The following is a 19,954-nucleotide window of genomic DNA, read 5'->3' as shown; positions in this document are numbered from 1 at the left end:
CGGTTCCGTGCCGTGTGCTTGTGGCTAGCCTCAAGGAAAGACCAAAGTGTGGATCGCAGCTCCTGTCTTCAGGCAAGGCTCGGGTCAATGTGGCCGTGACGAAAGTTTGACGGCCGCACTCGGGACACTCCGCTGCAAGTTGAGTTGGAGGTTCTGGCGGAAGTGCTTCGTATGCAACGGTTGGAGTAAGCCACTTGTGCCCGCAATAGCCGCAAGGTTGACGACCAGCTGCGCGAACGGCGCCCACCCAGTGCCCTGCCTCAGAAGACAGAACCAAGTTGCAGTTGCTGCACTCGAATTTCGCGTTCCACTTGTAAGGAGACCAAGTGGCCCGGACAACTCCAGGTGCCCCACAGCCAATACAGGTCACCAGCACTTCATCCGCGAATGCTGTAAGCAACTTGCCAGTGTCTACAAAGCGCTCAGTGTTGCTCATAGTGGCCTAACGAATGAAAGGGACATCCCCAAGCCGCCCCGCCAGCCACCCGAGGTTTTTCCTCATGCGCTGACGGCGAGCCGGATCGACGATGGGGTTGCTCAATCTCAATCCCGATCCAACCGACGCAAGGAGATGTCCATGACCATTGCCTTTCTCGGCATCGATCTCGCCAAGAACGTGTTTGCCCTGCACGGCGTCGATGCCACCGGCCGGGCCTGTCTGGTGCGCCCGAGCGTGCGGCGCGATCAGTTGCTGGAGTCGGTGGCCAAACTGCCGCCCTGCACCATCGGCATGGAGGCGTGTTCGGGCGCGCACCACTGGGCGCGCCAGTTCGCCGACTTCGGCCACACCGTGCGGCTGATGGCCCCGAAGTTCGTCGCCCCGTACCGCATGAGCGGCCGGCGCGGCAAGAACGATGCCGCTGATGCCGCCGCCATCTGCGAGGCGGTGCAGCGCCCGGCCATGCGCTTCGTGCCGATCAAGTCCGAACTCTCTCAGTGTCGGCTCGCCATCCACACCGTGCGCCAAGGCTGGGTCAAGGCCCGCACCGCCACCATCAACCGCCTGCGCGGCCTGATGAGCGAGTTCGGCATCGTGCTGCCGCTCAAGGCCCAGACCGTGCGCCAGCTGGCTGCCGAGCAGGCCGAAACCTTGCCCCACTGGGCCAGGACGGCCTGCATGGATTTGCTCGACGAACTGCGCCGGCTCGATGAGCGCGTGGCCGCCTACGACGAGCACATCCAGGTCATGGCCTGTGCCGACGACCGCTCGCGCCGCCTGATGCAGATGCCCGGCATCGGCGCGACCACCGCCAGCGCACTGCTGGCCAGCATCGGTCACGGTCACGACTTCGCTAATGGCCGCCAACTCGCCGCCTGGCTCGGGCTGGTGCCCGGGCAATACAGCTCCGGTGGCAAACAGCGGCTGGGTCGCATCACCAAGGCCGGAGACAGTTACCTGCGAACACTGCTGATCCTGGGTGCGCGGGCCACGCTGGCGGCCGCGACCAAGAAGAAGGACCGGCTCAGCCGCTGGGCGGTGGCGCTGTCCGAGCGGCGCGGCTACTGGAAGGCGGTCGTCGCGGTCGCGGCCAAGAATGCCCGCATGGCCTGGGCGATGCTCGCCAAGGGCGAAGACTTCAAACCCGTGACGACGTGAGCCGATCCGGCCCGTCGAACCGCTCTCGAATCTCTCATCCGATACCGTGAAGAAGGAAGAATCTGCCACCGCGTGATGCCTGCGTTGATGGAACAAGGTCAGACCTGCGTGGGGAGTGCTCGGCTATATTTCGGAGGCAAGCTCGCAAGAGCAACCTCGGCTAACGAATGGAGCCCCCACGCGCGTCTTTCATCAGGGTCAGCGGCACAGACAGCCGCAACAAAGACCGGTTGTAGTTTTGCAGTCCGCACCTTGTTCTCCCTGTCAGTCGCTGGTTTCGTGTGCGTAGTCAGATCGTTTGAACGCTGCTCAGGCGGGTTTCAGGAAAACTCGCTCGGAGAGGTTTTGTTGACTTCGCGGGGATGCCCTTGAGTAATTTAGGCGTTACGGCCTTGCCGCCTAACGCGGCCCTTGACATCTAACTTGGTGTCAAAAACATGCCCAAGTCCTTGTCATCGTTGGCCTTTGATTGCTGCGTGATGCATAACTTCATCCTAAATTGACCACCAAACCCTGCACTGTAGGGGCCGCCTGCAGTGCCTGTGTTCTATCCTCGCAGAATAAACGCCGGCCGGTCAGTTGCCAGCGTTCACACCCACCCCCGCGCCTGCAGATCCGCCAGCGTCAGATCCAGGCAGAGCCGGATCAGGCCGGCGAGTTCGTCGACCTGCTCGACAGTCATCACCAGTGGCGGGGCGATGATCATGCGGTCGCCGACCGCGCGCATGATCAGGCCGTTGCCGAAGCAGTGACTGCGGCAGACCATGCCGACTTCCAGCGCCGGGTCGAAGGGCGTGCCGCGGCCGTCCTGCGTGCCGTCCTTGGCGCGCACCAGCTGCAGCGCCGCCATCAGGCCGCAGCTCTGCGTCTCGCCGACCAGCGGGTGATCGCGCAGCGACTCGAAGACGGCGGCCAGGCGCGGGCCGGTCTCGTCGCGCACCCGCTCGACCAGCTTCAGTTCCTGGATCAGCCGGATGTTGGCCAGCGCCACCGCGCAGGCCACCGGGTGGCCGCTGTAGGTGTAGCCGTGCTCGAACTCGCCGCCCTGCTCGATCAGCACCTTGGCGACGCGCTCGCCCACCATCACGCCGCCCAGCGGCACATAGCCCGAGGTCACGCCCTTGGCAAACGTCATCAGGTCGGGCTTCGTGCCCATCGTCTCGCAGCCGAACCAGTTTCCGGTGCGCCCGAAGCCGCAGATCACCTCGTCGCTGACCAGCAGGATGTCGTACTTGTCGCAGATGCGCTGGATCTCCGGCCAGTAGGTCGCGGGTGGCACGATCACGCCGCCGGCGCCCTGCACCGGCTCGCCGATGAAGGCGGCCACCTTGTCGGGGCCGACCTCCAGGATCTTCTGCTCCAGCCAGCCGGCCGCCTTCAGGCCGAACTCGTCGCGCGTCATGCCGGCGCCGTGCTCCAGCCAGTGCGGCTGGTCGATGTGGTCGATGCCGGGAATCGGCAGGCCGCCCTGCGCGTGCATGTACTTCATGCCGCCCAGCGAGGCGCCCGCCATCGTCGAGCCGTGGTAGCCGTTCCAGCGGCTGAGGATGACCTGGCGCTCGGGCTGGCCCTTGAGATCCCAGTAGCGGCGCACCATGCGCACCACGGTGTCGTTGCCCTCCGAGCCCGAGCCGGCGAAGAAGACATGCCTGAACTGCGGCGGCGTCACCTCGGCCAGCAGCTCGGCCAGTTCGACCGCCGGTGGCGTCGTGGTCTGGAAGAAGCTGTTGTAGAAGGGCAGCTTGGCCATCTGCGCGGTGGCGGCGTCGATCAGCGCCTGCTGGCCGTAGCCGACGTTGACGCACCACAGGCCGCTCATCGCGTCGAAGAGCCGGTGGCCGTCGGAGTCCCAGAGGTAGACGTTCTCGCCGCGCTCGATGATGCGCGAGCCCTTCTTCGCCAGCGCCTGGAAGTCGGTGAAGGGATGCAGGAAGTGGGCGGCGTCCAGGGCCTGCCAGTCGGCGGTGGTGCGGGTGGGGGTGGTGGTCATGGTCGATGTCCTGAGTGTTTGGGGGGATCTCCGTCATCCCCGCGAAGGCGGGGAGCCACGCTGCGCACGGTGTGGGGGCCTGCGTGGGTGCCCCGCCTTCGCGGGCATGACGGTGAAAAACAGCGGTCGATGTTCGAGGAGATCGGTCGTTCCGCGGGCGCTCAGACGTGCAGCAGCAGGTGCTCGCGCTCCCACGGCGAGATCACTTTCATGAACTCGGCGTACTCGATTTCCTTGACCTCGGTGTAGACGGTGATGAAGGACTCGCCCAGCACGCTGGCCAGGTCGCGCTCGGCGCGCAGCTTCTCCAGCGCCTCGCCGAGGCTGCGCGGCAGCTGGTAGTCGCCGAGGTAGGCGTCGCCCTTGCACTCGGGCGTGGGCTCGACGCGGTTCTTCATGCCCAGATAGCCGCAGGCCAGCGTCGCCGCCAGCGCCACATACGGGTTGGCGTCGGCGCCGATGACGCGGTTCTCGATGCGCCGCGCCGCAGGCGAGGCCACCGGCGAGCGGATGCCCACCGTGCGGTTGTCGGTGCCCCACTGGATGTTGATCGGCGCGGCGGTGAAGCGCGCCAGGCGGCGGTAGCTGTTGACATAGGGCGCGAACAGCGCCATCGCCGCCGGGATGTACTTCTGCAGCCCGCCGATGTACCAGCGGAACATGTCGCTGGCGCTGCCGTCGGCGTTGCTGAAGATGTTGCGCCCCTGCGCATCGACGATGCTCTGGTGGATGTGCATCGCGCTGCCCGGCTCGCCGGCGATCGGCTTGGCCATGAAGGTGGCGAACATGTTGTGGCGCATCGCGGCTTCCCGCACCGTGCGCTTGAAGAAGAACACCTCGTCGGCCAGCCCGAGCGGGTGGTCGTGGAAGAAGTTGATCTCCATCTGGCCGGCGCCGATCTCGTGGATCAGCGTGTCGACATTCAGCTCCATCTGCTCGCAGTAGGAGTAGACGTCCTCGAACAGCGGGTCGAACTCGTTGACCGCGTCGATCGAGTAGGCCTGGCGGCTGGTCTCGGCGCGGCCCGAGCGGCCGATCGGCGGCTTGAGCGGCATGTCCGGATCGGTGTTGCGCGCCACCAGATAGAACTCCAGCTCCGGCGCGACGATCGGGTTCCAGCCTTCGGCCTCGAACAGCTCGCAGACCCGGCGCAGCACCGAGCGCGGCGCGAAGGGCACGATGTTGCCGGCCTTGTCATAGCAGTCGTGCACCACCTGCGCGGTCGGGTCGCTGGCCCACGGCACGATGCGCACGGTGCGCGGGTCCGGGCGCAGGTGCATGTCGTGGTCGGTCGGGCTGATGACGTCGTAGTAGGGCCCCTCGGACGGGAACTCACCGGTCACGCCCATCGCCACCACCGCTTCCGGCAGGCGCATGCCGCGGTCCTCGGTGAACTTCTGGCGCGGCAGGATCTTGCCGCGCGCCACACCGGTCAGGTCGGGCACCAGGCATTCGATCTCGGTGACGCGGTGCCGGTCGAGCCACTGCTCGAGGTCGTTGAAGTTGAAATGCTTTCTGTCGCTGTTCATGGGGAGTCTCGTTCACATGCAGGCGAGCCGCACCGGCATGGCGCGCCAGGGGTGGCTCGCATGCGGCATCGGGCTCGGTCGGGGCAGGGCGCGCGGACTCAGCGACTGGGTGGGCGGTGCAGGTCCCGGTAGTCCTGACAGGCGAGACCGAAGGCACGCAGCAGCGCCATCGACACCGGGTTGGAGGCGGCCTGCCACTCGGGATGCCACTGCACCGCGAGCTGGAAGACCGGTCCCTGCGGGTGGCCGCCGATCGAGAAGGCCTCGACCAGGCCATCAGGCGCGCGGGCCTCGATGTTCAGGCCCTCGGCCAGACGGCTCACGCCCTGGCCATGCACGCTGTTGACGACGATGTCGGCCGGTCGGCCCAGGGTGCCCAGCGCGCGCGCCATCAGGCCCTCGGGCGCCAGGTGGACCGGATGGGCCGGACCGTACTGCACCTCGACCGGATCCTCGCTGCGCGAGCGGTGGTCGGCCAGGCCGTCGACTTCCTGCACCGCCTGGTGCAGCGTGCCGCCGAGCGCGACATTGACCTCCTGGAAGCCGCGGCAGATCGCCAGCAGCGGCATGCCGCGTGCGACCAGCTTCGGGATCAGCGGCAGCGTCCAGTCGTCGCGCGCCGGATCGAGCGGCAGGGTGTCGTCATGCACCGCCTGGCCGAAATGGCTCGGGTGCACATTGGAGGGCGAGCCGGTCAGCAGCACGCCATCGGCCAGGTCGAGCAGGGCGTCGAGTTCCTCGCGCGAGGCGGAAGGCACCACCAGCGGCAGCGCGCCGGCCAGGCGCACCGCATCGACATATTTCTGGCCTGCGACATGGAAGGGATGCTGTCCGAGCATCCGGTTGCAGGCCGGGACCAGCACCACAGGGGGCCGGCGGGACGGGATCGAGCTGTTCATTGGGCTTGCCGCGACCAGGTTATTGGCCTGGAGGCGCTGGGCTTACTGACCTCACTGCGGGTCGGACAAGGGGCACCGAGGTGTTGCATGGAGTGTGCCAGCACCAATCGGGTGCGTCCACCGGGTTCCCCCGATGGCAATGGCCGGGCTGCGGTCTTCAGCCGGTGAGGTCGCGCAGCCGGTGCCACAGCATGCCCAGCACCAGCGTCGGGGTGCGCAGGCGCTCGCCGCCGGGAAAGGGGCGGTGCCGCAGCCGCGCGAACAGGTCGAAGCGGCTGGCGTCCTCGCAGATCGCCTCGGCCACCAGCTTGCCGGCCAGCCCGGACAACGCCAGACCGTGGCCCGAGAAGCCCTGCAGCAGATAGATCGGTGCACCGGCCGCCCCATCCGGGGGCAGGCGGCTGAAATCGGGTGCACGGTTCATCGTGATGTCGACGAATCCGCCCCAGACATGGGTCAGCGGCCGCCAGGCCAGACGCGGGAAGACCCGGGCGAGGCGCGCCTGCAGGCTGCCGGCCAGGTTCGGCGGGGTCAGCGTGCTGTAGCTGACCTTGCCGCCGAAGAGAAGGCGCTGGTCGGCGGTCGGGCGGAAATAGTCGAGCACGAAGTTGCTGTCGCAGACCGCCGCGCGGGTGGGCAGCAGACCGTCCATCTCGCTGGGATCGAGCGGCTCGGTCACGCCGACATAGGTGCCCACCGGCATGATGCGCGCGCCGGTGCCCGGCGGCAGCGCGCCGACGCCGGCCAGCGCCGGCAGGTGCACATTGCCGGCCAGCAGCACCTGGTCGGCGACCACCTGGCCCTGCGGCGTGCGCAGCAGCGTGACGCTGCGGTGGCGCTCGACGCGCTGCACCGGGCTGTGCTCATGCAGCCGCGCGCCCTCGCGCCAGGCGGCGTCGGCCAGGCCGAGCGCGTACTTGAGCGGATGCAGATGGCCGCCGCGGCGGTCGTAGCAGCCGCCGTGGTAGCGCGGGCTGCGGATGTGCAGGCCCAGCGCCGCGCGGTCCAGCCACTGGGTCGGATGATCGTAGGCGCTGGCCATGCGCTCGGCATCGCGGCGCAGCGCGGCGGCCTTGCGCGCGCTGGTGGCCACCGTCAGCGCGCCCGACTGCCAGTCGCAGGCGATGCGGTAGCGGTCACGCCGGGCATGGATCAGCGTCAGGGCCTCCAGCGTCATCGCCCACAGGCGGCGCGCATCGGCCAGGCCGAGCTGGGCCTCGATCTCGTCCATGCCGCAGGCCAGACCGCCCAGCGCCTGGCCGCCGTTGCGCCCCGACGCCGCCCAGCCGAGCTGCTGCGCCTCCAGCAGCACCACCTGCCGGCCACGCTGCGCCAGCTCCAGCGCGGCCGACAGTCCGGCCAGGCCGCCGCCGACGATCGCCACCTCGGCGCGGACCTCGCCTTGCAGCGCGCGGTGGTCCTGTCGGCGTGATGCCGTCTCGGCGTACCAGGAATGGCGGGCCAGCGATCGGTCGGTCTGCAGCAGCATGCGCGCGTCGTCTCTCCCTGTCCGGCGGCTGCCGGGTTCGCACTGATTGTGCTGCAGGCGCTGCGGCGCGTGAAGCCTGTCACGACCTGGAATCGATCCCGTCCGGTCGCGCACTCATGCGCGCAGTGGAACAATCGCCTCCCTGATTCCCTGACCATTTTCCTGACCGTTTCGATCGCACGGAGCTTGCCCATGTCTTCTCTCTGCCCGTCTTCCGGCGTGCCGTCTCCCGCCCTGCCTGCAGGCGCCCTCGAGCGGCTCGAGGCGCTGCTGTCCTGTCCGGCCGGCGCGGCCGGCACCGGCGGGCGGCGGGTGCTCGGCCTGGTCGGGGCGCCGGGCGCCGGCAAGTCGACGCTGGCCGAGGCGCTGCTGCAGCACTGCGAGCGCCTGCAGCCCGGCCTGGCCTGCCTGGTGCCGATGGACGGCTTCCATCTGGCGCAGGCCGAACTCGAGCGCCTGGGCCGCGCCGCGCGCAAGGGCGCGCCCGACACCTTCGACAGCGCGGGCTTCGTGGCGCTGCTGCGCCGGCTGCGGGCGCCGGTCGCGGGCGAGACGGTCTACGCGCCGGTCTTCCGCCGCGAGATCGAGGAGCCGGTGGCCGGCGCGATCGGCGTGCCCGACACCGTGCGCCTGGTCATCACCGAGGGCAACTATCTGCTGCTGGACGAGCATGGCTGGGCGCCGGTGCGCGGGCTGCTGGACGCGTCCTGGTATGTCGGCGTCGACGACGCGCTGCGCCGGCGCCGGCTGGTCGAGCGCCATGTCCGCTTCGGCCGCACTCCCGCCGAGGCCGAGGCCTGGGCCGAGTCGACCGACGAGCCCAATGCCCGGCGCATCGCCGCCACCCGCGAGCGCGCCGACTGGACCGTCATGATCGACTGAGCTCCGTCAAATCCATTGTCAAACGGTTGTCACGGGAGGGCGACAGCATCGCGGGTCAGATCCTGTTTCACATTCGCCGGAGTCCGTCTGCCATGTCCGATGTCGCCCGATCCGCTGCCGGAGCCGTCCGCCGTACCGTGCTGACCGTCGTGGCCGACCCGGTGATCCGCGAGCTGCTGGCGCTGCATCTGCGCGAGGCCGGCTTCTTTGCGGTCACCGCCGCCACCTCGGCCGAGGCCTGCCGCCTGGCCGGCGAGGTGCTGCCCGATGTGCTGCTGATCGATCCCGATGCGCCCGAATGCGCCGATCTGGCCTTCTGCGCCCGCCTGTCGGAGACGGTGCGCATCGTGGTGCTGTCGGGCTCGCCGGCCTGCTGCAGCCGGGTGCCCCGGGTCGCGCTGTGCCTGCACAAGCCCTATGCGCCCCGTGATCTGGTCGAGCGGCTGCAGGGCCTGCCGGACCGCGATGATTCGCCCGACCTGAGCCGGCAGGGGGGGCTCGAGATCGATCTGGACCGCCACCTGATCACCGTGCGGCGCCAGGGCCGGCGGGTCGAGCTTGACCTGTCGCCGGTGGAGCTGCGGCTGCTGCGCTGTCTGGTCGAGCAGCCTGGCCGGGTGCTGACCCGCGAGATGCTGCGCAGCCAGGTCTGGGGCGAGGGTGCGGCGGTCGATCTGCGCACCGTCGACCAGAACATCCGCCGGCTGCGCCGCGAGCTGGGCGAGGCCGATGCAGGCGAGCTGATCCGCACGGTGCGCGGCATCGGCTACCGCTTCAGCGAGGGCGCGATCGCCTGAAGCCATCCCCTGTGATCCGAAACGGGCCAGGCCGGGCTTCCTTATGATCGGCGCATGTCCGATTCCCTCTTCACGCCCGCCGACGAGCGCGCGATGCGCCTGGCGCTCGACCAGGCCCTCAATGCCGCGCTGGTCGGCGAGGTGCCGGTCGGCGCGGTGATCCTGCGCGACGGCCAGCTCATCGCCACCGGCTACAACCGCCCGATCACTACCCACGACCCGACGGCGCATGCCGAGATGGTGGCGCTGCGCCATGCCGCCGAGCTGCTCGAGAACTACCGCCTGCCCGACTGCGAGCTGTTCGTGACGCTGGAGCCCTGCGCGATGTGCGCGATGGCGCTGATGCACGCGCGCTTCAAGCGGGTGGTGTTCGGTGCCTGGGACCCGAAGACCGGCTCGGCCGGCTCGGTGGTCGACCTGTTCGCCCAGCCGCAGCTCAATCACCACACCACGGTGCAGGGCGGGCTGCTGGCCGAGCCCTGCGGCGATCTGCTGCGCGAGTTCTTCGCCCGGCGCCGCGCCGAGCAGAAGGCGCAGCGCCAGCGCGAGCGCGAGGCGCTGGCCGGCCTGCAGGCGCCGGCGGCCGAGCTGCCCGCCATCCCGGCCGGCGAGGCGCTCGAACTCGATGCCGCCCAGCTGGCCGGCCTGAGCGATCTGAACGATCTGAGTGATCTCAGTGATCTGAACCAACCGGGATTCAAGCGATGAGCCTGAGCGAATCCGTTGTCAGCGCGGCCCGGCCGACGCTGACCCTCTACAGCCCCTCCGGCGTGGTGATGCGCGCGCCCGACCTGCGCCGCGCCGCCTCCCGGCTGGAGCGGCTGGGCTTCGCGGTGACGGTCGACGCCAGCGCGACCGCCAAGTTCCAGCGCTTCGCCGGCGACGACGACACCCGGCTGGCGGCGCTGCACCGTGTCGCCGATGCGGCGCCTTCGATCGCGCTGGCCACCCGCGGCGGCTACGGCCTGACCCGGCTGCTCGACCGCATCGAGTGGGACCGGCTGGCCGCGGCGGTCGACCGCGGCACCCGCTGGGTCGGCTACAGCGACCAGACCGCGCTGCAGCTGGCGCTGCTGGCGCACACCGGGCGCAGCAGCTGGCACGGCCCGCTGGGCATCGAGGACTTCGGCCGCACCGACGGCGACGGCCCCGGCGGTCTGGACGACCTCACGCCCGACTGCTTCATCGAGGCGATGAGCGGCGAGCTGGAGGCGGTCGGCTTTCGCACCGAGGCGGGCTTCGACGGCCTGCACGGCCACGGCGTGCTGTGGGGCGGCAACCTGACGGTGCTGTGCTCGCTGCTGGGCACGCCGCACTGGCCGCGCATCGAGGGCGGCATCCTGTTCGTCGAGGACATCAACGAGCATCCCTATCGGGTCGAGCGCATGCTGCTGCAGCTGCACCAGGCCGGGGTGCTGGCGGCGCAGAAGGCGGTGCTGCTGGGCGACTTCGGCGGCTGGCGCAAGTCGCCGCTGGACCGCGGCTACACGCTCAAGACCATGGTGGCGCAGCTGCGCTCGGTCTGCCCGGTGCCGATCCTGACCGGTCTGCCCTTCGGCCATGTGCCGACCAAGGTGACGCTGCCGGTGGGCCGCTGCGTCGAGCTGCAGGTGCTGCGCCGCGACGTGCTGCTGTCCTGGGCCTGCGACCACGACCATGACCACGACCACGACCACGACCACGACCACGACTGACACCGTGACACCGTGACACCGTGACGCCGTCATCCTCGCGCAGGCGAGGACCTACCCCCGCCGCGTCGCGATCAGCGACTTCACCTGCGGCGCCTGCAGCACCGGGCGCACCGCCTCGGCCTCGGCCAGCGGCTGCACCTCGACCAGCGTGGCCAGGCAGCGCCGGGTCAGGTCGTGGTAGGTGCGCGTGCCCTCGAGCTTCCAGGCCACCTCGGCCTCGCTGAGTTCGCGCATCCGCTTCGCGGGCGTGCCCGCCACCAGCGTGCGCGGCGCCACCCGTGCGCCCGCCGGCACGAAGGCGCAGGCCGCGACGATCGCCTCCGCGCCGATCTCCGCCTCGTCCATCACCACCGCGTTCATGCCAACCAGCGCGTCGCGGCGCACGGTGCAGCCGTGCAGCACCGCACCGTGGCCGATGTGGCCGTTGCGCTCGATCAGCGTGACCTGCTCGGGAAAGCCGTGCACCACGCAGGTGTCCTGCAGATTGGCGCCTTCCTCCAGCACGATGCGGCCGAAGTCGCCGCGCAGGCTCGCGCACGGGCCCACATAGCAGTCCGGGCCGACATGCACGTCGCCGATCAGCACCGCGGTCGGATGCACATGCGCGCTCGGATGCACGACCGGGATGACGCCTTCGAGGCTGTAGCAGGGCATCGGGGTTCTCCTTGATTGTCCGGGATCAAGCTGGGAGCCTAATATCTACCGAACGGTCGGTCAATTGACGAGACCCCAGGAGACACCCTGATGCCTGACGTGACGCCCGAACCCTCCGAACCCTCTGCGGCCCCTGAATCTCCGCTGCGCCTGGAGCGCGCCGGCGCGGTGCTGACGCTGACGCTGGACCGCCCGGCGGTGCTCAACAGCCTGACCACCGAGCTGCTGCGCGCGCTCTTCCTGGCGCTGGACGCGGCGGCCGAGGACCGCAGCGTGCGCTGCGTGGTGCTGACCGGCGCGGGCCGGGCCTTCTGCGCCGGGCAGGATCTGGCCGATCCGGCGATCTCGCCGCCGGACGAGGCCGCGCGCGCCAGCGGCGCCGCGCCGAAGGACATCGGTCATCTGCTGGCGCATTTCTACCGGCCGATGCTGCTGCGGCTGCGCTCGATGCCGGTGCCGGTGATCGCGGCGGTCAACGGCGTGGCCGCCGGCGCGGGCGCCAATCTGGCGCTGGCCTGCGATCTGGTGGTGGCGGCGCACTCGGCCAGCTTCATCCAGGCTTTCTCGAAGATCGGCCTGGTGCCGGACTGCGGCGGCACCTGGCTGCTGCCGCGCGCGGTCGGCCGGGCGCGGGCGCTGGGCCTGGCGATGCTGGGGGACCGCCTGCCCGCCGTGGAGGCCGAGCGCATCGGCCTGATCTGGCGCTGCGTGGATGATGCCGAGCTGGCGGGCGAGGTCGGCACGCTGGCCGCGCGGCTGGCCGCGATGCCGACGCGTGCGCTGGTCGAGACCCGCCGCGCGCTGGATGCCGCGCAGCAGACCGACCTGGCCGGCGCGCTCGACCACGAGCAGGCGCTGCAGCGCGAGCTGGGCTTCGCGCACGACTATCAGGAAGGCGTGGCCGCCTTCATGGCCCGGCGCGCGCCGAGCTTTTCCGACCGCTGAGCGAGCGCCATGAACGGACACGACATGAACCCCCAGGCCACCGCCGACCATGTGGCCGTCGCGATGATGCGCGAGGACCGCGCCTGCCAGGCGCTGGGCATCGCAGTGGCGTCGATCGCGCCGGGCCGCGCGGTGATGACGATGACGGTGCGCCCCGACATGCTCAACGGCTTCGGCATCTGCCACGGCGGGCTGATCGCCACGCTGGCGGACTCGGCCTTCGCCTATGCCTGCAACGCGTACAACGAGCTGACGGTGGCCTCCGGCCTGTCGGTGGATTTCCTGGCGCCGGGCCGCGAGGGCGACCGGCTCACCGCTGCGGCCGAGGAAGTCTCGCTGGCCGGGCGCACCGGCGTGTACGACGTGACTGTCACCAACCAGCGCGGCGAGCGCATCGCGGTCTTCCGCGGGCGCTCCTACCGCATGAAGGGCCGGCCGACCGTGCCGCCCGCCGTCTGAGTGAGGAGATTTCGCCCCATGCCCGTGCGCCAACCCGCCCCCGGCGACCTGGAGCCGATCGAGACCGCCAGCCGCGACGAGATCGCCGCGCTGCAGCTCCAGCGCCTGCGCCAGACGCTGCGCCATGCCTACGACAACGTGCCGCACTACCGCCAGGCGTTCGACGCGCGCGGCGTGCATCCGGACGACCTGAAGACGCTCGCCGACCTGGCGAAGTTTCCGTTCACCACCAAGAAGGATCTGCGCGACAACTATCCCTTCGGGCTGTTCGCGGTGCCGCGCACGCAGGTGGCGCGCATCCATGCCTCGTCGGGCACCACCGGCAAGCCCACCGTGGTCGGCTACACCGCCGGCGACATCGACCGCTGGGCCGATCTGGTGGCGCGCTCGATCCGCGCCGCCGGAGGCCGTGCCGGCGACATCGTGCACATCGCCTACGGCTACGGCCTGTTCACCGGCGGCCTCGGGGCGCACTACGGCGCCGAGCGCCTGGGCTGCACCGTGATCCCGATGTCGGGCGGCCAGACCGAGAAGCAGGTGCAGCTGATCCGCGACTTCCAGCCCGACCTCATCATGGTCACGCCGAGCTACATGCAGGTGATCGTCGAGGAGTTCGCGCGCCAGGGGCTGGACCCGCGCGAGATGTCGGTGAAGGTCGGCATCTTCGGCGCCGAGCCCTGGACCGAGGCGATGCGCCGCGAGATCGAGGAGAAAGCCGCGATCGACGCGGTCGACATCTACGGCCTGTCGGAGGTGATGGGCCCGGGCGTGGCCAGCGAATGCGTCGAGAGCAAGGACGGCCCGGTGATCTGGGAGGACCATTTCTACCCCGAGATCATCGACCCGGAGACCGGCGAGGTGCTGCCCGACGGATCGGAAGGCGAGCTGGTCTTCACCACGCTGACCAAGGAGGCGCTGCCGGTGATCCGCTACCGCACCCGCGACCTCACCCGGCTGCTGCCGCCGACCTCGCGCGCCTTCCGGCGCATCGGCAAGATCGTCGGCCGCAGCGACGACATGCTGATCATCCGCGGCGTCAATGTCTTCCCGACCCAGATCGAGGAGATCGTGCTGGCGCATGCGCAGCTCTCCGGCCAGTACCAGATCCATGTCGGGCGCGACGGCCACCTCGACGAGGTGCGGGTGTGCTGCGAGAGCCAGCCGGGGCTGGCGCTGTCGCCGGCCGATGCCCGCGCCGCGGCCGACTGGGTGACGCAGCGCATCAAGACGCTGGTGGGCATCTCGACCCGGGTCGAGGTGCTGCCCAGCGATTCGCTCGAGCGCACGCTGGTCGGCAAGGCCCGGCGGGTGTTCGACCGCCGCCCGCGCTGAGGCGGCCCTTCCGCATTCAGGAGCCAAGCATGTACACGCAAGCCATGGACACGATGGGCCGCGACGGCCCCGGCGAGGGCGCCGCACGCCCGGTGCGCAGCGTCGAGGAGATGCAGCGCGAGCGCCATCTGCAGGAGCGCTTCGACGCGCGCATCGACGACGGCGGCTTCATCGAGGCCAAGGACTGGATGCCCGAGAACTACCGCCGCACGCTGCTGCGCCAGATCAGCCAGCACGCGCACTCGGAGATCGTCGGCATGCTGCCCGAGGGCAACTGGATCACCCGCGCGCCCACGCTCAAGCGCAAGGCCATCCTGATGGCCAAGGTGCAGGACGAGGGCGGCCATGGCCTCTACCTCTACGCTGCGGCCGAGACACTGGGCTCCAGCCGTGACGAGATGCTGGGCGCGCTGCATTCGGGCCGTGCCAAGTACAGCTCGATCTTCAACTACCCCACGCTGACCTGGGCCGACATCGGCGTGATCGGCTGGCTGGTCGACGGCGCGGCGATCATGAACCAGGTGCCGATCTGCCGCTGTTCGTACGCGCCCTATGCGCGCGCGATGGTGCGCATCTGCCGCGAGGAGAGCTTTCACCAGCGCCAGGGCTACGACAGCCTGCTGGTGATGATGAAGGAGGGCACCGAGGCGCAGCGCGCGATGGTGCAGGACGCGGTGGACCGCTGGTGGTGGCCCTGCCTGATGATGTTCGGCCCCACCGACGACCAGAGCCCGAACTCGGCGCAGTCGATGCGCTGGGGCATCAAGCGCATCTCCAACGACGACCTGCGCCAGAAGTTCGTCGACGCCACCGTGCCGCAGGCCGAGGTGCTCGGCGTCACGCTGCCCGACCCGGACCTGAAGTGGAACGAGGCGCGCCAGCACTGGGACTTCGGCCCGATCGACTGGGCGGAGTTCTGGCGCGTCGTCGGCGGCGACGGACCCTGCAACCGCGAGCGGCTGCAGATGCGCGTCGACGCCTGGGAAGAGGGCGCCTGGGTGCGCGAGGCCGCACTCGCCCACGCCCGCAAGCACACCGAACCGGAGAAGGTTTCCGCATGAGCACCCCGAACGCACCGACCGGCCACGAAGCCGCCCGCAACGAATGGCCGCTGTGGGAGGTCTTCGTCCGCCCGAAGGCGGGCCTGGACCACAAGCACTGCGGCAGCCTGCATGCGCCGGATGCCGCGATGGCCATCCAGCTGGCCCGCGAGGTCTATGCCCGCCGCCAGGAAGGCACCAGCATCTGGGTGGTGCCCTCCAGCCAGATCACCGCCAGCGATCCCGGCGACAAGGACATCTACTTCGATCCGATGGAGGACAAGGTGTACCGCCACCCGACCTTCTACGCGCTGCCCGAGTCCGTGAACCACATGTGAGCGGAGCGACCGACCGATGAGCACGCCTTCCATCCAGCCCGGCCGCGATCCGGCGGTACAGTACCTGCTGCGCCTGGGCGACTTCTGCCTGATCCATGCGCAGCGCCTGGGCGAGTGGTGCGGCCACGCGCCCATCCTCGAGGAGGACATCGCGCTGACCAACCTCGCGCTCGACCTGATCGGCCAGGCGCGTGCGCTGCTGACCCGCGCCGGCCAGGTCGGCCACGAGCGCGGCGCACCGGCCGCTTTCGACGAGGACCAGCTCGCCTTCCTGCGCGAGGAGCGCGACTACCTGAACCCGACGCTGGTGGAGCTGCCGCGCGGCGACTTCGCCTTCACCGTGCTGCGCAATGCGGCGGTCGCCACCTGGATGCGGCTGATGTGGACGCGGCTACAGGCTTCCCGCGACGCCGAGCTGGCCGCGATCGCCGCCAAGGCGCTGAAGGAGTCGCGCTACCACGAGCAGCATGCGGCCGACTGGGTGGTGCGCCTGGGCGACGGCACGCCCGAGTCGCACCGCCGGCTGCAGGACGCGCTCGACCGGCTCTGGCGCTACACGCCGGAGCTGTTCGAGGCCGATGCGGTCGACGAGGCGGCGGCGGCCAGCGGTCTGGGCCCGCGCTGGGCCGATCTGCGCGAGGACTGGCATGCGGCGATGCAGGCGCTGCTGGACGAGGCCGGCGTGCGTGCGCCGGCCACGGGCAGTCATGTCACCACCGGCCGGCGCGGCGTGCACAGCGAGCACATGGGCCGGCTGCTGGCCGAGATGCAGCATCTGCAGCGCGCCTATCCGGGCGGAGCCTGGTGATGTGCGGCGCGCAGGTGCTCGGCCGCATCGAGGCGGCGTGGCAGGCGATCGACCCGGTGCCCGATCCGGAGATCCCGGTGCTGACGCTGCGCGATCTCGGCATCGTCCGCGAGGTGCGTCTGGACGCGGAGGGCGCGCTGGAGGTGGTGCTCACGCCCACCTACAGCGGCTGCCCGGCCACCGAGGTGATCTCGGCCAGCGTCGCCGAGGCGCTGGAGGCCGCGGGCCTGGCGCCCTTCGCGGTCACGCTGCGCCGCGCGCCGGCCTGGACCACCGACTGGATCAGCGAACAGGGCCGCCAGCGCCTGCGCGAGTACGGCATCGCGCCGCCGGGGCCGGTGGCGGCCGGCGAGGGCGTGCCGGTGCGGCTGCATCGCCGCACGTCCGCGTCCGCGCCGGCGGCGTCGGCCGATCCGTCCTGCCCGCGCTGCGACAGCCCGCGCACCGAGAGGCTGTCGGCCTTCGGCTCGACCGCCTGCAAGTCGCTGTGGCGCTGCCTGGCCTGCCGCGAGCCCTTCGAGCACTTCAAGCCGATCTGAATCCGAACCGGATCCCGACATCATGAGCCTGCATTTCCACGAACTCACCGTCCGCGAGGTCCGCCCCGACACCGACGAGGCGGTGCTGCTGAGCTTCGAGCTGCCCGAGACGCTGGCCGAGACCTTCCGCTTCCAGGCCGGCCAGTACCTGACGCTGCGTGCCGAGGTGGGCGGCGAGGACCTGCGCCGCTCCTACTCGATCTGCGCCGCGCCGCGGGACGGCGTGCTGCGGGTGGGCGTGCGCCGGGTGCCCGGCGGGCGCTTCTCGAACTGGATCGGCACGCGGCTGAAGGCCGGCGACACGCTGCAGGTCTTTCCGCCGCAGGGCCATTTCACGCTGCCCGCGCCGGCGGCCGAGGGCGCGGCGCGCCATGTCGTCGGCTTTGCGGCCGGCAGCGGCATCACGCCGATCCTGTCGATCCTGAAGACGGTGCTGGAGACCGAGCCGGCCAGCCGCTTCACGCTGGTCTATGCCAACCGCTCGCTGCGCTCGACGATGTTCCGCGAGGAACTCGAGGACCTGAAGAACCGCTTCCTGACCCGGCTGGCGCTGCACCCCGTCTTCTCGGTCGAGCCGGTGGACACGCCGCTCAACGCCGGCCGGCTGGACGAGGCCAAGCTGGCGCTGCTGCTGCGCACCGTGGTGCCGGCGGACCGGATCGATCAGGCCTTCGTCTGCGGCCCGCACAGCTTCAACGACACCGTCGAGGCCGGGCTGAAGGCCGCCGGCGTGGCGCCCGAGCGTCTGCATGTCGAGCGCTTCGGCGTGCCGGAGGCGCAGCGCGGCCAGTCGCCGGCGCAGCTGCATCCGGTGCTGCCGGGCGACGCGCCGCAGGCGACGGTGAGCATCGTGCGCGACGGCCTGCGCCGCGAGATCGAGTTCCGCGCCGGCGACGCCAGCCTGCTGGAGGCGGCCGCGCGCGCCGGGCTGGACGTGCCGTATTCCTGCAAGTCCGGGGTATGCTGCACCTGCCGGGCCCGCGTGCTCGAGGGGCAGGTGCGCATGGATCGCAACTTCTCGCTCGAGGCCCACGAGGTGGCCGCCGGCTTCGTGCTGACCTGCCAGTCGCATCCGCTGACCCCCCGGGTCGTGCTGTCCTTCGACGAGCGCTGAGCCCCGCCGCGACGCGCCCCGACCGACGCCCGACCCCCGACGCATCCTGATCCCGTGGCCCGTACCCGCTCCCCCGCCTATGACGACCAGCGCGAGATGATCCTCGCCCATGCCGCCGACCTGTTCGCGCGGCGCGGCTATCCCGCCACCTCGATGAACCAGCTGGCCGAGGCCTGCGGCCTGTCCAAGCCGACGCTCTACCACTACTACCGCGACAAGTACGCGCTGCTGGTGCAGATCGCCGAGGGCCATGTCGGCCGGCTGGCCGAGCTGGTGGCCGAGATCGAGGCCGAGGGCCTGCCGGCGCGGCCGCGCCTGCACCGGCTGATCATCCGCTTCGTGCAGGAATATGCCGGCGCGCAGAACGCGCACCGGGTGCTGACCGAGGATGTGCGCTTCCTGGAAGAAGCCGACCGCGAGCGCATCCTGGTGACCGAGCGCCGGGTGGTCGACGGCTTCGCGCGCGCGCTGGGCGAACTGCGCCCGGACCTGGACGCGGCGCGGCTGGCGGTGCCGGTGTCGATGCTGCTGTTCGGGATGATCAACTGGATGTTCACCTGGCTGCGGCCCGACGGCTCGCTGGACCACGAGGCGATGGCCCCGATCGTCGCCGATCTCTTTCTTGGCGGGCTGCCGCATGTGAGCGTGCCCGCCCCACCCCCCAGAGGAGACACACCGTGAAGAAGACCCCCGCCCCCCGCACCCCCCGCACCTTGCTGGCGCTGGCTGCCGCGCTGCTCAGCACCGCCGCGCTGGCCGACATCAACGTCGGCGTGACCGTCTCGGCCACCGGCCCGGCCGCCTCGCTGGGCATTCCGGAGAAGAACACCATCGCGCTGATGCCCAAGACGATCGGCGGCGAGAAGGTGAACTACATCGTCCTGGACGATGCCTCCGACACCACCACCGCGGTGGCCAACACCCGCAAGCTGCTGACCGAGCACAAGGTCGACATCCTCATCGGCTCGACCACCACGCCCAACTCTCTGGCGATGATCGACGCGGTGGCCGAGGCGCAGACGCCGATGATCTCGATGGCGGCCTCGGCGCGCATCGTCGAGCCGCAGGACGCCAAGAAGCGCTGGGTCTTCAAGACGCCGCAGAACGACATCCAGATGTCGCTGGCGATCGCCGAGCACATGGCCGCCGCCGGCGTGCGCACGGTGGGCTTCATCGGCTTCGCCGACGCCTACGGCGAGGGCTGGTTCCAGGAATTCACCAAGGCGGTCGAGCTGAAGAAGCTGCGTGTGGTGGCCAGCGAGCGCTATGCGCGCACCGACACCTCGGTCACCGGCCAGATCCTGAAGCTGATGTCGGCGCAGCCCGACGCGATCCTGATCGCCGGCTCGGGCACGCCGGCGGTGCTGCCGCAGCGCACCCTGAAGGAGCGCGGCTATGCGGGCAAGCTCTACCAGACCCACGGCGTGGCCAATGCCGACTTCCTGCGGGTGGGCGGCAAGGATGTCGAGGGCACCTTCCTGCCGGCCGGCCCGGTGCTGGTGGCCGATCAGCTGCCCGCCAGCCACCCGGTGCGCAAGTCGGCGCTGGCCTATGTCGCCGCCTACGAGGCCGCGCACGGCAAGGGCAGCGTCTCGACCTTCGGCGGCCATGCCTGGGATGCCGGCCTGCTGATGAGCGCCGCCGCCCCGGTGGCGCTGAAGAAGGCCAGGCCGGGCACGCCGGAATTCCGCGCCGCGCTGCGCGACGCGATCGAGCAGGTGCGCGAGCTGCCCGGCGCGCACGGCATCTTCAGCCTGTCGGCGGCCGATCATCTCGGCCTGGACCAGCGCGCGCGCGTGATGGTCAGGATCGACAAGGGCACCTGGAAGTACGCACCGTGAGCCGGGG

20 protein-coding genes are annotated in these 19,954 nt (G+C 70.2%); 15 read left to right on the top strand and 5 right to left on the bottom strand.

The window, feature by feature from the left end; translation table 11 throughout:
* Positions 1 to 577 precede the first annotated feature (577 nt).
* Positions 578 to 1,597 (top strand): IS110 family RNA-guided transposase, encoded by a 1,020-nt coding sequence (locus HZU84_RS12800; RefSeq protein ID WP_149503694.1) that lies wholly within the window; start codon positions 578 to 580, stop codon positions 1,595 to 1,597.
* Between the two features lie 589 nt (positions 1,598 to 2,186).
* Here HZU84_RS12800 and HZU84_RS12795 read toward each other — a convergent pair.
* The 4 genes from HZU84_RS12795 to HZU84_RS12780 form a co-directional block, all read right to left on the bottom strand.
* Positions 2,187 to 3,587, bottom strand: a complete 1,401-nt coding sequence (locus HZU84_RS12795) for an aspartate aminotransferase family protein (RefSeq protein WP_149503693.1) — start codon at positions 3,585 to 3,587, stop codon at positions 2,187 to 2,189.
* A gap of 161 nt (positions 3,588 to 3,748) precedes the next feature.
* Positions 3,749 to 5,116: a glutamine synthetase family protein gene (locus tag HZU84_RS12790; protein WP_149503692.1), complete on the bottom strand. Its 1,368-nt coding sequence runs from the start codon at positions 5,114 to 5,116 to the stop codon at positions 3,749 to 3,751.
* Between the two features lie 98 nt (positions 5,117 to 5,214).
* Complete coding sequence (locus HZU84_RS12785) at positions 5,215 to 6,015, bottom strand: gamma-glutamyl-gamma-aminobutyrate hydrolase family protein (protein WP_149503691.1); 801 nt, start codon at positions 6,013 to 6,015, stop codon at positions 5,215 to 5,217.
* A gap of 157 nt (positions 6,016 to 6,172) precedes the next feature.
* Positions 6,173 to 7,504 carry an NAD(P)/FAD-dependent oxidoreductase gene (locus tag HZU84_RS12780; RefSeq protein WP_149503690.1) on the bottom strand — a complete coding sequence of 444 codons (1,332 nt, stop codon included), beginning with the start codon at positions 7,502 to 7,504 and terminating at the stop codon, positions 6,173 to 6,175.
* Between the two features lie 192 nt (positions 7,505 to 7,696).
* Between HZU84_RS12780 and HZU84_RS12775 the strand changes: the two genes are divergently transcribed.
* The 4 genes from HZU84_RS12775 to HZU84_RS12760 all read left to right on the top strand — a co-directional run bounded on the left by HZU84_RS12775 (position 7,697) and on the right by HZU84_RS12760 (position 10,877).
* On the top strand, positions 7,697 to 8,386 hold the full coding sequence (locus HZU84_RS12775; protein ID WP_149503689.1) for a nucleoside/nucleotide kinase family protein: 690 nt from the start codon (positions 7,697 to 7,699) through the stop codon (positions 8,384 to 8,386).
* Positions 8,387 to 8,478: 92 nt separating this feature from the next.
* Positions 8,479 to 9,183: a winged helix-turn-helix transcriptional regulator gene (locus tag HZU84_RS12770; protein ID WP_149503688.1), complete on the top strand. Its 705-nt coding sequence runs from the start codon at positions 8,479 to 8,481 to the stop codon at positions 9,181 to 9,183.
* Between the two features lie 54 nt (positions 9,184 to 9,237).
* Positions 9,238 to 9,891 carry a tRNA adenosine(34) deaminase TadA gene (gene tadA, locus HZU84_RS12765; RefSeq protein ID WP_149503687.1) on the top strand — a complete coding sequence of 218 codons (654 nt, stop codon included), beginning with the start codon at positions 9,238 to 9,240 and terminating at the stop codon, positions 9,889 to 9,891.
* Positions 9,888 to 10,877: an LD-carboxypeptidase gene (locus tag HZU84_RS12760; RefSeq protein WP_149503686.1), complete on the top strand. Its 990-nt coding sequence runs from the start codon at positions 9,888 to 9,890 to the stop codon at positions 10,875 to 10,877. Before tadA ends, HZU84_RS12760 begins: the two co-directional genes overlap by 4 nt.
* A gap of 51 nt (positions 10,878 to 10,928) precedes the next feature.
* On the opposite strand, the gene HZU84_RS12755 is transcribed toward HZU84_RS12760, so the two are convergent.
* Positions 10,929 to 11,531, bottom strand: a complete 603-nt coding sequence (locus tag HZU84_RS12755) for a phenylacetic acid degradation protein PaaY (RefSeq protein WP_149503685.1) — start codon at positions 11,529 to 11,531, stop codon at positions 10,929 to 10,931.
* A 90-nt stretch (positions 11,532 to 11,621) separates the two neighbouring features.
* On the opposite strand from HZU84_RS12755, the gene HZU84_RS12750 reads away from it, so the two are divergent.
* From HZU84_RS12750 to HZU84_RS12705, 10 genes are read left to right on the top strand one after another with little or no spacing between them, the layout of a single operon-like run.
* The gene (locus HZU84_RS12750) at positions 11,622 to 12,476 is read left to right on the top strand and encodes an enoyl-CoA hydratase-related protein (RefSeq protein WP_149503684.1); all 855 of its coding nucleotides are present in this window, start codon (positions 11,622 to 11,624) and stop codon (positions 12,474 to 12,476) included.
* A gap of 9 nt (positions 12,477 to 12,485) precedes the next feature.
* Complete coding sequence (gene paaI, locus HZU84_RS12745; protein ID WP_244954271.1) at positions 12,486 to 12,935, top strand: hydroxyphenylacetyl-CoA thioesterase PaaI; 450 nt, start codon at positions 12,486 to 12,488, stop codon at positions 12,933 to 12,935.
* A gap of 18 nt (positions 12,936 to 12,953) precedes the next feature.
* Positions 12,954 to 14,267 (top strand): phenylacetate--CoA ligase PaaK, encoded by a 1,314-nt coding sequence (gene paaK / locus HZU84_RS12740; protein ID WP_149503683.1) that lies wholly within the window; start codon positions 12,954 to 12,956, stop codon positions 14,265 to 14,267.
* 29 nt (positions 14,268 to 14,296) lie between these two features.
* Entirely contained in the window at positions 14,297 to 15,328 is a 1,032-nt protein-coding gene (gene paaA, locus HZU84_RS12735; RefSeq protein ID WP_149503682.1) for a 1,2-phenylacetyl-CoA epoxidase subunit PaaA, read from the top strand.
* Positions 15,325 to 15,645: a 1,2-phenylacetyl-CoA epoxidase subunit PaaB gene (paaB, locus tag HZU84_RS12730; RefSeq protein WP_149503681.1), complete on the top strand. Its 321-nt coding sequence runs from the start codon at positions 15,325 to 15,327 to the stop codon at positions 15,643 to 15,645. The genes paaA and paaB overlap by 4 nt, the downstream gene beginning before the upstream one ends.
* A 16-nt stretch (positions 15,646 to 15,661) precedes the next feature.
* Entirely contained in the window at positions 15,662 to 16,453 is a 792-nt protein-coding gene (gene paaC, locus HZU84_RS12725) for a 1,2-phenylacetyl-CoA epoxidase subunit PaaC (protein WP_149503680.1), read from the top strand.
* Positions 16,453 to 16,992, top strand: coding sequence for a 1,2-phenylacetyl-CoA epoxidase subunit PaaD (gene paaD / locus HZU84_RS12720; RefSeq protein WP_149503679.1), 540 nt, complete (start codon positions 16,453 to 16,455; stop codon positions 16,990 to 16,992). Before paaC ends, paaD begins: the two co-directional genes overlap by 1 nt.
* Before the next feature lie 22 nt (positions 16,993 to 17,014).
* A complete protein-coding gene (paaE, locus tag HZU84_RS12715) occupies positions 17,015 to 18,106 on the top strand; it encodes a 1,2-phenylacetyl-CoA epoxidase subunit PaaE (protein ID WP_149503678.1) in 1,092 nt (363 codons plus the stop codon).
* A gap of 54 nt (positions 18,107 to 18,160) precedes the next feature.
* Positions 18,161 to 18,787 (top strand): TetR/AcrR family transcriptional regulator, encoded by a 627-nt coding sequence (locus HZU84_RS12710; RefSeq protein ID WP_180692940.1) that lies wholly within the window; start codon positions 18,161 to 18,163, stop codon positions 18,785 to 18,787.
* Positions 18,784 to 19,947, top strand: a complete 1,164-nt coding sequence (locus HZU84_RS12705; RefSeq protein ID WP_149503677.1) for an ABC transporter substrate-binding protein — start codon at positions 18,784 to 18,786, stop codon at positions 19,945 to 19,947. The genes HZU84_RS12710 and HZU84_RS12705 overlap by 4 nt, the downstream gene beginning before the upstream one ends.
* Positions 19,948 to 19,954 lie beyond the last annotated feature (7 nt).

This window comes from Sphaerotilus sulfidivorans, assembly GCF_013426975.1.
GTDB classification, from domain to species: domain Bacteria; phylum Pseudomonadota; class Gammaproteobacteria; order Burkholderiales; family Burkholderiaceae_C; genus Sphaerotilus; species Sphaerotilus sulfidivorans.
The sequence above is the reverse complement of the archived record's forward strand: the minus strand, read 5'-3'. Positions and strand labels throughout refer to the sequence as shown.

Excerpts from the sequence above, each read along its gene's own strand:
- HZU84_RS12780 (WP_149503690.1), bottom strand. The coding sequence starts at position 7,504 with ATGCTGCTGCAGACCGACCGATCGCTGGCCCGCCATTCCTGGTACGCC.
- HZU84_RS12800 (WP_149503694.1), top strand. The coding sequence starts at position 578 with ATGACCATTGCCTTTCTCGGCATCGATCTCGCCAAGAACGTGTTTGCC.
- HZU84_RS12790 (WP_149503692.1), bottom strand. The coding sequence starts at position 5,116 with ATGAACAGCGACAGAAAGCATTTCAACTTCAACGACCTCGAGCAGTGG.
- tadA (WP_149503687.1), top strand. The coding sequence starts at position 9,238 with ATGTCCGATTCCCTCTTCACGCCCGCCGACGAGCGCGCGATGCGCCTG.
- HZU84_RS12785 (WP_149503691.1), bottom strand. The coding sequence starts at position 6,015 with ATGAACAGCTCGATCCCGTCCCGCCGGCCCCCTGTGGTGCTGGTCCCG.
- HZU84_RS12770 (WP_149503688.1), top strand. The coding sequence starts at position 8,479 with ATGTCCGATGTCGCCCGATCCGCTGCCGGAGCCGTCCGCCGTACCGTG.
- paaB (WP_149503681.1), top strand. The coding sequence starts at position 15,325 with ATGAGCACCCCGAACGCACCGACCGGCCACGAAGCCGCCCGCAACGAA.
- paaC (WP_149503680.1), top strand. The coding sequence starts at position 15,662 with ATGAGCACGCCTTCCATCCAGCCCGGCCGCGATCCGGCGGTACAGTAC.
- paaD (WP_149503679.1), top strand. The coding sequence starts at position 16,453 with ATGTGCGGCGCGCAGGTGCTCGGCCGCATCGAGGCGGCGTGGCAGGCG.
- paaE (WP_149503678.1), top strand. The coding sequence starts at position 17,015 with ATGAGCCTGCATTTCCACGAACTCACCGTCCGCGAGGTCCGCCCCGAC.
- paaK (WP_149503683.1), top strand. The coding sequence starts at position 12,954 with ATGCCCGTGCGCCAACCCGCCCCCGGCGACCTGGAGCCGATCGAGACC.
- HZU84_RS12750 (WP_149503684.1), top strand. The coding sequence starts at position 11,622 with ATGCCTGACGTGACGCCCGAACCCTCCGAACCCTCTGCGGCCCCTGAA.
- paaA (WP_149503682.1), top strand. The coding sequence starts at position 14,297 with ATGTACACGCAAGCCATGGACACGATGGGCCGCGACGGCCCCGGCGAG.
- HZU84_RS12775 (WP_149503689.1), top strand. The coding sequence starts at position 7,697 with ATGTCTTCTCTCTGCCCGTCTTCCGGCGTGCCGTCTCCCGCCCTGCCT.
- HZU84_RS12795 (WP_149503693.1), bottom strand. The coding sequence starts at position 3,587 with ATGACCACCACCCCCACCCGCACCACCGCCGACTGGCAGGCCCTGGAC.
- HZU84_RS12755 (WP_149503685.1), bottom strand. The coding sequence starts at position 11,531 with ATGCCCTGCTACAGCCTCGAAGGCGTCATCCCGGTCGTGCATCCGAGC.
- HZU84_RS12760 (WP_149503686.1), top strand. The coding sequence starts at position 9,888 with ATGAGCCTGAGCGAATCCGTTGTCAGCGCGGCCCGGCCGACGCTGACC.
- paaI (WP_244954271.1), top strand. The coding sequence starts at position 12,486 with ATGAACGGACACGACATGAACCCCCAGGCCACCGCCGACCATGTGGCC.